This window comes from Pinisolibacter sp. DMC100, from assembly GCF_056313705.1.
Genome location: NZ_JBQUZT010000001.1, coordinates 1,523,617 through 1,535,752 on the forward strand (window position 1 = coordinate 1,523,617; position 12,136 = coordinate 1,535,752).

11 protein-coding genes are annotated in these 12,136 nt (G+C 69.6%); 2 read left to right on the forward strand and 9 right to left on the reverse strand.

Features of this window, described 5'->3' with window-relative positions:
- Nucleotide 1: 1 nt before the first annotated feature.
- Nucleotides 2-781, reverse strand: a complete 780-nt coding sequence (locus ACT541_RS07045) for a DUF1499 domain-containing protein (RefSeq protein WP_476135392.1) — start codon at nucleotides 779-781, stop codon at nucleotides 2-4.
- Nucleotides 782-956: 175 nt separating this feature from the next.
- On the opposite strand from ACT541_RS07045, the gene ACT541_RS07050 reads away from it, so the two are divergent.
- Nucleotides 957-1,217: a DUF3297 family protein gene (locus tag ACT541_RS07050; protein WP_476135394.1), complete on the forward strand. Its 261-nt coding sequence runs from the start codon at nucleotides 957-959 to the stop codon at nucleotides 1,215-1,217.
- A gap of 25 nt (nucleotides 1,218-1,242) precedes the next feature.
- On the opposite strand, the gene pta is transcribed toward ACT541_RS07050, so the two are convergent.
- The 4 genes from pta to ACT541_RS07070 all read right to left on the reverse strand — a co-directional run bounded on the left by pta (nucleotide 1,243) and on the right by ACT541_RS07070 (nucleotide 7,248).
- On the reverse strand, nucleotides 1,243-2,202 hold the full coding sequence (gene pta / locus ACT541_RS07055; RefSeq protein WP_476135395.1) for a phosphate acetyltransferase: 960 nt from the start codon (nucleotides 2,200-2,202) through the stop codon (nucleotides 1,243-1,245).
- A 165-nt stretch (nucleotides 2,203-2,367) separates the two neighbouring features.
- Nucleotides 2,368-4,149 carry a sulfoacetaldehyde acetyltransferase gene (gene xsc, locus ACT541_RS07060; protein ID WP_476135397.1) on the reverse strand — a complete coding sequence of 594 codons (1,782 nt, stop codon included), beginning with the start codon at nucleotides 4,147-4,149 and terminating at the stop codon, nucleotides 2,368-2,370.
- Nucleotides 4,150-4,311: 162 nt separating this feature from the next.
- Nucleotides 4,312-5,595 (reverse strand): MFS transporter, encoded by a 1,284-nt coding sequence (locus ACT541_RS07065; protein WP_476135398.1) that lies wholly within the window; start codon nucleotides 5,593-5,595, stop codon nucleotides 4,312-4,314.
- Between the two features lie 45 nt (nucleotides 5,596-5,640).
- Nucleotides 5,641-7,248, reverse strand: a complete 1,608-nt coding sequence (locus tag ACT541_RS07070) for a GMC family oxidoreductase (RefSeq protein WP_476135400.1) — start codon at nucleotides 7,246-7,248, stop codon at nucleotides 5,641-5,643.
- 184 nt (nucleotides 7,249-7,432) lie between these two features.
- On the opposite strand from ACT541_RS07070, the gene ACT541_RS07075 reads away from it, so the two are divergent.
- Entirely contained in the window at nucleotides 7,433-8,239 is an 807-nt protein-coding gene (locus ACT541_RS07075; RefSeq protein ID WP_476135402.1) for an IclR family transcriptional regulator, read from the forward strand.
- 10 nt (nucleotides 8,240-8,249) lie between these two features.
- Here the strand turns inward: ACT541_RS07075 and ACT541_RS07080 are convergent, their stop codons facing one another.
- The 4 genes from ACT541_RS07080 to ACT541_RS07095 form a co-directional block, all read right to left on the reverse strand.
- A complete protein-coding gene (locus ACT541_RS07080; RefSeq protein ID WP_476135404.1) occupies nucleotides 8,250-8,435 on the reverse strand; it encodes a hypothetical protein in 186 nt (61 codons plus the stop codon).
- Between the two features lie 200 nt (nucleotides 8,436-8,635).
- Entirely contained in the window at nucleotides 8,636-10,138 is a 1,503-nt protein-coding gene (locus tag ACT541_RS07085; RefSeq protein ID WP_476135405.1) for a purine-cytosine permease family protein, read from the reverse strand.
- 33 nt (nucleotides 10,139-10,171) lie between these two features.
- Nucleotides 10,172-11,632, reverse strand: a complete 1,461-nt coding sequence (locus ACT541_RS07090; protein ID WP_476135407.1) for an aldehyde dehydrogenase family protein — start codon at nucleotides 11,630-11,632, stop codon at nucleotides 10,172-10,174.
- A 43-nt stretch (nucleotides 11,633-11,675) separates the two neighbouring features.
- Nucleotides 11,676-12,134: a YybH family protein gene (locus ACT541_RS07095; RefSeq protein ID WP_476135409.1), complete on the reverse strand. Its 459-nt coding sequence runs from the start codon at nucleotides 12,132-12,134 to the stop codon at nucleotides 11,676-11,678.
- Nucleotides 12,135-12,136 lie beyond the last annotated feature (2 nt).

The following is a 12,136-nucleotide window of genomic DNA, read 5'->3' on the forward strand; positions in this document are numbered from 1 at the left end:
CTCAGCGGCCGTAGGTGTCGATCACCGCCTGATCGAGGTCGTCGAGGAAGGCGCGGATGCGCGCCGCGCCGCGGCCGAAGTCGAGCCCGCCCCAGCGCGGCGAGGTGCGCATGTCGATGCGCGCGCCCGAAGGCTCCGGCAGGATGCGGATCACCACGTCGTCGGGCAGGCCGAGAACGATCGACCGCGCGATCGCCTCGATGCGGCCGCGGTCACCGTCGCCGGCAGGCTGCGACTGGTCGAGGATGGTCCAGCCCGCCGCCTCGACGCGTTTGCGCGCCACGCTCCACAGGAGGTCCGAACCGATCGAATAGCGCCGCGGCCCGATCTCCGGCGTCAGCGCGCGGATGCGGGTGCGTTCTTCGAGCGACGGCGGGGTCGGCGTGTTCCAGCGGCCGACGCGGGCGAAGGCGGCGGCGCGGAACATCGGCGGATCGGTCGCGTCGGTCGAGACGTCGAGCACCACCGGATGGGTGAGAGCCTCGAAGGCGAGCCAGGCAGCGGGCGCCAGCGTGACGAGAGACCACAGCATGCCGCCGACCGCCAGACGCGCGCCGAGCCTTCCGTCGTGCCAGATGACCGCGGCCGCCGCCGCCCCGCCGAGGAGCGCCAGCGCGGCGAAGCCGAAGGCGGCGAGCATGATCGCCACCGCGTGCTCCGTCTCCATCCAGCCGAGCCGGTGGCCGGCGACGGCGATGATCAGCAGCGGTAACGCGAAGCCGCCCAGGTTCCGGCTCCATCCGGCGAGGCGGGATCGGCGCAGGGGCGGGCGGTGGAGCATGGTCGGGATCGGGTCCGTCGGATCGGCGGTTCGCGGGAAACGCCCACCTCTAGCACGCCCGGTCCCGGTCGGGGAGGGGCGACGGGTTTGACCCGTCGCGCGAAACGGTGCATGTCGTGGCGACCGTTTCGGCGCGGCCCCTCGCGGACGCGCCCATCATCCGCCGAGGACGACCATGACCGAAGAGACCACGCCCGCCGCCGCCCCCGCGCTCCCCGATCGCCTGTCGATCGACCCGTCGAGCCCCTATTTCGACGGCGACATCCTGCAGCGCGGCATCGGCGTGCGCTTCAAGGGCGTCGAGAAGTTCAACGTCGAGGAATACTGCATCTCCGAGAGCTGGATCCGCGTGCCGGCCGGCCGCTCGCTCGACCGTCACGGCCGTCCGCTGACGATCAAGCTGACCGGCGAGGTCGAGGTCTGGTTCAAGGACTGAGGTCCGGCGCCGTGTTCGGCCCCGGTCAAGTCGGGGCCGACTGCACCGCCGTGATGGCGATGGCGGCGACGATGTCGTCGACCGAGCAGCCGCGCGACAGGTCGTTCGCCGGTCGCGCCAGCCCCTGCAGCAGCGGACCGATCGCCGCGAGACCGCCGATCCGCTCGGCGATCTTGTAGCCGATGTTTCCGGCGGCGAGGTCGGGGAAGACCAGCACGTTGGCGGGGCCGGTCAGACGGCTGAGCGGCATCTTGCGGGCGCGGATGGCCCCGTCGAGGGCGGCGTCGATCTGGATCTCGCCGTCGATCTCGAGGTCGGGCGCCTTCTCGCGCGCGATTCTCAGCGCCGTGCGGACGCGGTCGAGGCTCGGATGTTCCGCCGAACCCGCCGTCGAGAACGACAGCAGCGCGACGCGCGGCGTCTCGCGGAGCAGCGTGCGGCACGAGCCAGCCGCCGCGATGGCGATGCCGGCGAGTTCCTCGGCGCTCGGCGCGATCACCAGCCCGCAGTCGGTGAAGATCATGCCGTGGGCGATCGGCGCGTCCGCCGCCTTCGGCTGCATCAGGAAGAAGCTCGAGACCAGATCGGCATCGCCCGCCCGGCCGATGATCCTGAGCGCCGCGCGGACGGTGTCGGCCGTCGTCGCCACCGCGCCGCCGACCGTGCCGTCGGCCTGACCGAGCCGCACCCGCATGGCGGCCTGCCCGATCGGATCGCGCATCGTCGCCTGCGCCTCCTCGGCCGTCACGCCGCGATGGCCGCGCAGGGCGTGATAGGTGGCGGCGAGATCGTCGAGGTCGGGGGCCGTCGCGGTTGCGAGCGTCGTCGCGCCGGGCGCCTCGCCGTCCATCAGCGTGATCCGGGCGAGGCCCTCGCGGACGGCGATCGCCGCCGCAGCGGCGACGCGCGGATCGCCGCCTTCCGGCAGGACGATGTGGCGGCGGAGGTCGCGCGCCCGGTCGAAGAGATGGTCGAGCGCCCGCATCACCGCACCACGACGGGAGGGCGAGGAGAGCGGCTCTGGTCTGCGAGGCCGGATGGAAGCGTCACGGGGAGGCCCTCGTCTGTCTTTCGAAGGACGCGTTCGCCCGCCCGGCGCCCGCGAGGGCGCCGGGGGACTTCGTCACCTGTGGGAAGCGTCGCTTCCGTCTCAGACGGCGCCCTGCTGCGGCCGCATGTCGGCCGGGTCGATGCCGGCGACCACCACGGGCTTCTTCATCGCGTCGCGACGGAAGGGCTCGCCGAGTTCCTGGTTGAGCAGGACCTCGATGAAGGTGGTCTTCTTCTCCTTCATCTGCCGTTCGACCGCCTTCTCCAGCGCATCCGACAGCTCCTCCATCGACCTGACCACCACGCCTTCGGCGCCGCAGGCCCGGGCGATGCCGGCATAGGTCGTCTCGCGGTCGAGCTCGGTGCCGACGAAGTTGTTGTCGTACCAGAGCGTCGTGTTCCGCTTCTCCGCGCCCCACTGGTAATTCCGGAAGATCACCATGGTGATCGCCGGCCACCAGTCACGGCCGCAGGCCGTCATCTCGTTCATCGAGATGCCGAAGGCGCCGTCGCCCGAGAAGCCGATCACCGGCGTGTCGGGATTGCCGATCTTGGCCCCGAGAATCGCCGGGAAGCCGTAGCCGCAGGGACCGAACAGGCCCGGCGCCAGATACTTCCGCCCCGTCTCGAAGCTCGGATAGGCATTGCCGATGGCGCAGTTGTTGCCGATGTCGGAGGAGACGATCGCATCCTTCGGCACCGAGCGCATGATGGCGCGCCACGCCTGACGCGGGCTCATGAGATCGGCGTCGCGGCTGCGCGCCTCGGCGTTCCAGACGGTGCCCGGATCGTCGTCCTCGTGGTCGAGGCTGGAGAGTTCCTGCGCCCAGCGCGACTTGGTGAGCGACACCAGCGCCTTGCGGTCGTCGCGGCCGACGTTGCCGGCGGCCGGCGAGAGGCGGGCGAGGATGCCGCGCGCCACCTTGCCGGCGTCACCCTCGATGCCGACGTCGACCTTCTTGGTCAGGCCGATGCGGTCGGGGTTGATGTCGACCTGGATGATCCGGGCGTTCTTCGGCCAGTAGTCGATGCCGTAGCCCGGCAGGGTCGAGAACGGGTTGAGGCGCGTGCCGAGCGCCAGCACGACGTCGGCCTTGGCGATGATCTCCATGCCGGCCTTCGAGCCGTTGTAGCCGAGCGGTCCCATGGCGAGACGGTGCGAGCCGGGGAAGCTGTCGTTGTGCTGGTAGTTGGAGCAGACCGGGGCATCGAGCCGTTCGGCGAGCGCCACCACGTCGGCGATGGCCCCCGAGAGCACGACGCCGGCGCCCGACAGGATCACCGGGAAGGCGGCACCGCTGAGGAGCTTGGCGGCCTCGGCGAGCGCGTCCTCGCCGCCGCCGGGGCGTTCGAACCGGACGATCTGCGGCAGCTCGATGTCGATCACCTGGGTCCAGAAGTCGCGCGGCACGTTGATCTGGGCGGGCGCGCTGGCGCGGCGGGCCTTCAGGATGACGCGGTTCAGCACCTCGGCGACGCGGGTCGGATCGCGCACCTCTTCCTGATAGCAGACGCAGTCGGCGAAGAGCCGCATCTGCTCCATCTCCTGGAAGCCACCCTGACCGATGGTGCGGTTGGCGGCCTGCGGCGTGACCAGCAGCAGCGGCGTGTGGTTCCAGTAGGCGGTCTTGATCGGCGTGACGAAGCCGGTGACGCCCGGTCCGTTCTGGGCGATCGCCATCGACATCTTGCCGGTGGAACGGGTGAAGCCGTCGGCCATCAGACCGGCATTGGTCTCGTGCGCGCAGTCCCAGAAGGTGATGCCCGCCTTCGGAAAGAGATCGGAGACGGGCATCATGGCCGAACCGATGATGCCGAAGGCGTGTTCGATACCGTGCATCTGAAGAACCTTCACGAAGGCTTCTTCGGTCGTCATCTTCATCGTCGTGTTCTCCTGGCAGCGGGGACGCCGCGCCTGCGCGCGACGCCGATCCCGGCGCGGCGGCCTCTGTGGGCGGCCGCTCGTGGTCTGGTCGGGACGGGCCCGAAATCGAGGGGTGGACGTGGGGCCGGCCATGGCCTGCGCCCCACGTCCGGGGCGGGCTCAGGTCGCCCGTTGCAGCTGGCCGTAGCCGACCGTCTGCCGCTTGAGGATCGCCAGCGCCGAGAGCATCGAGACGAGCGCGGCGAAGACCACGTAGCCGATCAGGTACCAGGGCTGCTTGCCGTTGGCCTCGATCAGATAGGTGGCGATGATCGGCGTCAGTCCCGAGGCGAAGATGCCGGAGAACTGATAGACGAAGGAGATGCCGCTGTAGCGCACGCGCGGATCGAAGAGATCGGCGAAGAGCGCGGCCTCCGGGCCGTAGCACATCGCGTAGATCACGCCGAAGGGGATGATCAGCGCGGCGAAGATCAGGACCGGATCACCCGAGCCGAGCAGCACGAAGGCGGGATAGGCCGAGAGCGCCAGCAGTGCCGATCCGATCGCGTAGGTCTTCGGGCGCCCGAGCTTGTCGGAGACCCAGCCGAAGAACGGGATCGTCGCCACCATCACCAGCGCCGAGGCCGAGACACCCCACAGCGCCACCTCGCGCGACACCTTCACCGGCGCGAGCTGGGTCAGGTAGACGATCGAGAAGACGGCGAAGGCGTTGAAGAACACGCCGTCGATGTAGCGGGCGCCCATGCCGAGCAACACGTTGCCGGGATAGAGCCGCATCATCTCGGCGGCGGGGACCTTCACCTCGGCGTTCTGTTCCTTGACCTTCCGGAACTCCGGCGTCTCGACGATCTTCACACGGATGTAGAGACCGACCAGCACCAGGAGGAACGAGGCGATGAAGGCGATGCGCCAGCCCCAGGACAGGAAGTCCTTGTCGGGCAGACGCGACAGCAGCGCCACCACGCCGGACGACAGGCACAGGCCGATCGCCAGACCGATCTGCGGGATCGAGGCGTAGAAGCCGCGCTTTTCGGGTGCGGCGTATTCGTAGGTCATCAGCACCGCGCCGCCCCACTCGCCGCCGAGCCCGATGCCCTGCGCCAGACGCAGGATCACCAGCAGGATCGGCGCGAGGATGCCGATCTGATCGTAGGTCGGCAGAAAGCCGACGAGCATGGTGGCGACGCCCATGATCATCAGCGTCGCCACGAGGACGCTCTTGCGCCCCGTCTTGTCGCCGAGATGGCCGAAGACGAGACCGCCGAGCGGTCGCGCCACGAAGCCGATGGCGAAGGTCGTGTAGGCCAGCAGGATCGACACCACCGGGTCGCTCGCCGGGAAGAAGAGTTTGTTGAAGACGATGCCTGCGACCGCACCGTAGAGGAAGAAGTCGTACCACTCGATCGTCGCACCGATCAGACTGGCAAAGACTACCTTCCTCATTTCCCCCTTGTCTGGTTTCGTCGACATGTTTCCTCCCTCCGTTTTTTATGAGTTCAGGTCTTCCAGGATCATGTCGGATGCCTTTTCCGCGATCATCACCGCGGGAAGGTTGGTGTTGCCCGAGACCAGCTCGGGCATGATCGAACAATCGACGACGCGCAGCCCGGCGACGCCGCGCACCCTGAGGCGCGGGTCGACGACGGCGTCGGCATCGACGCCCATCCGGCAGGTGCCGCTCGGGTGGAAGATCGTCGCGCCGTATTCGCGGGCGAATTCGAGCAGGTCGTCGTCGGTGACGGCGGCGGGGCCGGGCAGATGCTCGCGCACCAGCTCGCCGGCGAGCGGCTCGGTCGACGCCAGCCTGCGGGCGAAGGCGAGGGCCGCCTTGGCGCAGCGCCGATCGGTCTCGGTCGAGAGATAGTTGGCATACATCAGCGGTGCCGCGAGCGGATCGGCCGAGGCGAGCTTCACCTCGCCGCGGCTCTCGGGCCGCAACTGACAGACCGACAGCGTGCAGCCGGAGAACTGGTGCGGCGTGCCGCCCGCCATGTCGGCGGAAAGGGTCGCGACGTGGAACTGCACGTCCGGCCGCGTCGATTCCGGCAGCACCCTGGTGAAGATGCCGCCCTGATTGATGCCGACCGCGAGCGGTCCGGTGCGGGTGAGCAGCCACTGCAGACCGATCGACACCCGCCCGACGAGGCTGCGGAGCTGGTCGTTGGTGGTGATCGGCCGCTTCACCTCGTAGATCAGGCGGAGTTGGAGGTGGTCCTGCAGGTTCTTGCCGACCGCCGGGCGATCGACGCGGACCGGAATGCCGTGGCGGGCGAGTTCCGCACCGTCGCCGATGCCGGAGAGCATCAGCAGCTGCGGCGACAGCAGCGCGCCGGCCGACAGGATCACCTCGCGCCGCGCGCCGATCTCGAAGCGCCGGCCGTTCGAGGAACAGACGACGCCGACGGCGCGGCCGTCTTCGATCAGCACCCGTTCGGCCCGCGTCTCGGTGACGACGCGCAGGTTGGCGCGGCGGCGGGCGGGCTTGAGATAGGCCTGTGCGGTGGAACAGCGCCGGCCGTTGCGGGTGGTCAGCTGGTAGTAGCCGACGCCTTCCTGCTTCACGCCGTTGAAGTCGCGCGTCCGCGGGATGCCGAGCTTCTCGCCGGCGCCGATGACCGCCTCGATCAGCTCGTGGCGGGCGCCGATGCTCGACACGCTGAGCGGACCGTCGGCGCCGTGGCCGGGTTCGCGGCCCGCGAGATCGTTGCTCTCGAGGCGGACGAAGTAACGCTCGACGTCGGCGAAGGACCAGCCCTCGTTGCCGAGTTCGGCCCAGCGGTCGTAGTCCTCGCGCTGGCCGCGGATGGCGATCAGGCCGTTGATCGACGACGAGCCGCCGAGCACCTTGCCGCGCGGCCAGTAGATGCGGCGATCGTGCATGCCGGGATCGGGCTCGGTGCGGAAGCACCAGTTCACCCGCTCGTTCCACATCGTCTTGGCGTAACCGATCGGAACGTGGATCCATGGATTGGTGTCGCGCGGCCCGGCCTCGAGCAGGGCGACGGTGTGGCGTCCGTTCTCGCTCAGGCGCGCGGCGAGCGCACAGCCGGACGATCCGGCGCCGACGACGACGAAATCGTAAACCTCTCGATCCACGAGGACCTCCCCAGCGGGGTCGCTTCGATCGGCGACCTCTCGATGCGTAGAATTACGATCAACGATCTTCGAGTCAATCGATTAAACGCAATTATCTGTTCCGTTTAACGGGAAAACATGCAATCATGGCGACGAATCTCGATCCGTGTTCGGAAATTCGGGACGCGCAGTGGAGGGTGACGAGGTGGGTGATCTCGACGTGGTTGCAGGCACCGATGATCAGCGCGAGCAGGCCGGGCGAGCGAAGCGACCGGCGGTTGCCCGCGCCCTCGAAGTGCTCGAGTTCCTGGTGGAGAACGGCGGTTCGGCGACGGTGACGGACGTCGCGCTGGAGATCGGCCTGCCCAAGGCGACGGCGCATCGCCTCTGCCACCGGTTGGAGGAGGAGGGCTTCGTCCAGCGCGAGGGCGGTTCGAAGAAGTTCACCCTCTCCCCACGCATGCAGCGTCTCGGTCTCGGCATCGTGCGCCAGTCGGGCGCCTCGGCGGCGCGCCATCGCATCCTCGCCGACCTGGTCGAGCGGGTCGGCGAGACCTGCAACCTGACCGTCCTGTCGGGGCAGGGTGTGGTCTATCTCGACCGCGTCGAGACCCATTGGCCGCTGCGTCTGTCGCTGGAACCCGGCTCGCGCGTGCCGCTCCACTGCACGGCGAGTGGCAAACTGCTGCTCGCCACCCAGCCCAAGGCGAAGCGCGACCGCATCCTCGACGGTCTGACGCTGACGCGGGAGACGCCGAAGTCGATCGTCGACCGCGCGGTGCTCGAACGCGAGTTGCAGACGATCGCCCGCCAGGGCTACGCCGTCGACGACGAGGAGTTCCTGAGTGGTCTGGTGGCGGTCGCGGTGCCGGTGCGCGATCCGCGCGGGCGGGTCTTCGCCGCCATCGCCTGCCACGCGTTGACGGCGCGGATGAGCCTCGACAAGGCGGTGTCGCTGGTGCCGGTCTTCGTCGCCGCCGCGGCCGAGATGGCGGCGACCTTCGGGGAGTGACGGCGGTCGGTCAGTTGCCCGACTGGAGCATCGGCGCGGCCTCGTTCCAGGCGTGTTGCCACAGCGCCGCCGCCTCGGCGGTGATGCGCGGGGCCTGCATCGGCGTCGCCCTTCCGGGGTGGCCCAGGATGGCGACGGCGATCGTCACCGCCATCAGCGGGCCGATCATCATGCGCAGCGTGTCGTCGAAGTCCATGGTCGCGAGCTCGGGGTGATCTGTTCCAAGACGGCACACCTTTACCGGCATACCGCCGCCGAGGCCACGTCGTCGGAATCCTTACGTATCGTGCCGCGACACCGCGGCGTCCCGCCGGACGCGATCACGGGCCCCCTCGCCGGCGAAGGGGCCCGTGACGTCTCATCGGTCGCGATCGATGCGTCGCCGTCGTGGCGTGATCATTCCCAGGTGTCGGAGCCGACCGGGACGGTCGAGTGGTGCACCGCCGGCTGGGCCTCGATCTCGCGCAGCTCGGCCTCGCTCTCGCGGATCGCGGCGTCTTCGGCCGTCCGGTCGACGCCGCGGGTCAGGAACCAGTAGACGCCGCCGGCGACGACCAGACCGACCAGCCAGCCGATGTCGACGCCGCCCAGCGCTTCCGCCGCCGGGCCGGTGAAGAAGCCGGCGAGGACGAAGAACGGGATGGTCGAGGCGAAGCCGACCGCATAGGCGACGAGCCCGTGCCACTCCCAACTGCCGTAGATGCCGCCGGTGGTGAACATGTGGGTGATGGCGTAGCGACCGCGCCGGACGACGAAGTAGTCGACGAGGTTGATCGCCGTCCACGGCACCAGCAGGTAGAGCATCACCGTCAGCATGGCGAAGAGCAGGGCGATGGCGTCGGAGCTGACGGCGAGCGACAGCCCGGTCCACAGCACCGCCGTCACGACGATGGTGACGATGCGCGAGGCGCGGGTCGGATGAACCTTCCGCAGCGCGTCGACCCCGGTCAGGATGGTGAGCATGGCGCTGTAGGCGTTGAGCCCCATGGTGGCGACCAGCGCCGCGATCGAGGCGAGCGCGATCACCGAGCCGAAGCCGGGGGCGATCGCGTCGCCGGCCTGATGCAGCGCCACGAGCCCGTCGGAGGCGCCGAGACGGGTGGCGAGCCAGGCGCCGAGCGCGATCAGCCAGATCGCCGAGGACGACGCCCCGACCATCACCGCCGCGATGATCGACGACGGCCTGGTGTCGCGCGGCAGATAGCGCGAATAGTCCGAGACATAGGGCGCGTAGGTGATGTTGTAGCTGGCGCCGGCCGCGATCTGGGCGACGAAGGCGACCCAGGTGAAGCTCGAGTCCGACGGTGCCTGCCCGCCGGCATGCCCCGTCAGGATCGCCCCGGTCAGCACCAGATAGAGCGGCAGCGACACCACGAAGCAGATCTTGAAGATCAGATGCAGCCAGTCGTGGCCGTAGATCGCCAGAAGCGTCGCGATCACCGTGATCACCAGCACGACCGTCGTCGCGTCCCAGCCGAAGATGCCGTTGAGGCCGGTCGAGATCAGCACGGAATCGACGACGTTGAAGCCGACGAAGGTGACGAGCGTGCCGATCAGCACCACGACGACGCCGCGGTAACCGAACTGCGCCCGCGACTGGATCATCTGCGGCAGGCCGAGTTCGGCGCCCTGCGAGGCGTGGAACGCCATGAACAGCGTGCCGAACAGGATGCCGATCGCCCCGGCGAGCGCGGTGTGGGCGAGCGACAGGCCCATCGACGGGCCGACGAAGCCGATGGCGATGGTGAAGAACTGGAAGTTGCCGAGGAACCAGAACGGTCCCTGGTCGGCGACCTTGCCGTGCCGCTCGCTCGCCGGCACATAGTCGATCGAACGTCGTTCGATCCCCGTCGGCCGGGTCCCTCGACCCGCTTCGATCATTGCCTCGCCAACCGCCATGATGCCCTCCGTCGATGTCCCGTGATGATGCGTTCAGCGTGTCGGCACGGCCGATACGACATGTTTGACTTCCTGGAAGGCGCGAAGCCCCCAGGGTCCGAGCTCGCGGCCGATGCCGCTCTGCCGGAACCCGCCCCAGGCTGTGGCGGGGAAGATCACCTGCGGGGCGTTGACCCAGACCATGCCGACGCCCAGCGCCTCGGCGATCCGGTCGGCGCGTGCCGCATCGGCGGTCACGACGCTCGCGACCAGCCCGTAGATCGTGTCCTCGGCGAGTGCCGTCGCCTCCGCCTCGTCGTCGAAGACGCGGACGCAGGCGACCGGCCCGAAGATCTCGTCGCGCCAAGGCGCACTCGTCGCGGCGACGTCCGTCAGGATCGTCGGCAGCCAGAACCAGCCCGGCCCGGGTCGACGGGCGCCGCCGACGAGAACGCGTGCGCCCTCGGCGATCCCGCGTTCGACCAGCGCCTCGACCCGGTCGCGTTGCGCCCGGCCGATCAGCGGGCCGACGTCGGCGCCCTCCGACGGCCCGCCGACGACGAGTGCCTCGGTCGCGGCGACGAAGCGCGCGACGAAGCGATCGGCGAGGCCGCGCTGGACGAGGACGCGCGAGGTCGCCGAACACATCTGTCCGGCGTTGAAGAAGGCGCCCTTGACCGCCAGATCGACGGCGAGGTCGAGGTCGGCGTCGTCGAAGACGATCAGCGACGACTTGCCGCCGAGTTCGAGGCCGACGCGGCGGATGTCGGTCGCGGCCGTCGCCATGATCGTGCGCCCGACCGCCGTCGAGCCGGTGAAGGAGACCTTGTCGACCAGCGGATGGGCCGCCAGCGCCGCCCCGACCTCCGCGCCGGTGCCGATCACCATCTGCACCACGCCGGTGGGTACGCCGGCCGCATGGAGGATGCGCAGGAGCTCGCTCTCCGCCAGCGGCGTCAGTTCCGACGGCTTCAGCACCACCGTGCAGCCCGCAGCCAGGGCCGGGGCGAGCTTCCAGGCGGTCGTGACCAGGGGGAAGTTCCACGGCACGATCAGGCCGATGACGCCGACCGGTTCCATCACCACGCGGGCGGTGAAGGCCGGGTCGGGCAGGGCGACCGGCGCCCCGGCGAGGCCGGGCTCGCCGGTGCAGAGATCGGCGTAGTAGTCCCAGGTGGCGACGGCGTCGGCGATGTCGAACTCGACCTCGCCGCGCGGCTTGCCGTTGTTGGCGCACTGGATGGCGGCGAGCGTCTCGGCCGACGCCTCGATCGCCCGGGCGACCGACCGCAGGATCGTGGCGCGTTCGTCGGGGGCGGTCCGCCGCCAGGCCGGCGCCGCCCGCCTCGCCGCCCGCACGGCGCGATCGACCGCCGCCGCATCGGCGGCGGCGACCCGTGCCAGCAGCGCCTCGGTCGACGGATCGACGATGTCGAGCACCGGGCCTTCGCCCGGCTCCCAGACCCCGTCGATGCAGAGACCGGGCAGCAGCCGGGCGGCAGGTTGCGACGTCATGGGCAGGTCCTCGTTCGTGGTCGACACGATCCTCGGGCGAGGATCAGGCGGTGATGGTCGAGAGATGTTCGTGCACGGCGAGCCAGCGGCCGTCCACATCGCGTCGGAAGACGATGGTCTCGCGTTCGCTCGCCGTCTGTTCGTCGGCGCCGAAGGCGAGGCACGTCTCGACCCGGTGGACGAAGACCGCCGTGTCGCCGAGGAGCCGGACGCTCGGATCGATCGAGCGGCAGGCGAGAATGCGCAGGCCTTCCGCCTCCCAGCGCGACCACAGGGCGCGATAGGCGGCCCGGTTCGGCAGCGTCTCCGGCGTCGTGTGGAAGACGAAGTCGGCGTCCTCGGCGAAGGCGGCGAAATAGCCTTCGGTGTCGTGCGAGCCGAAGCGGGCGACCAGAGCCGCGGCGGCCTCGAGCACGGCCTGCCGGTCGGCCTCGCGGGCTGCAACCGAACGCGCTCCGACGGCGGCGTCGAAACCGGAAGATGCGGATCGCGTCGTTTTCATCA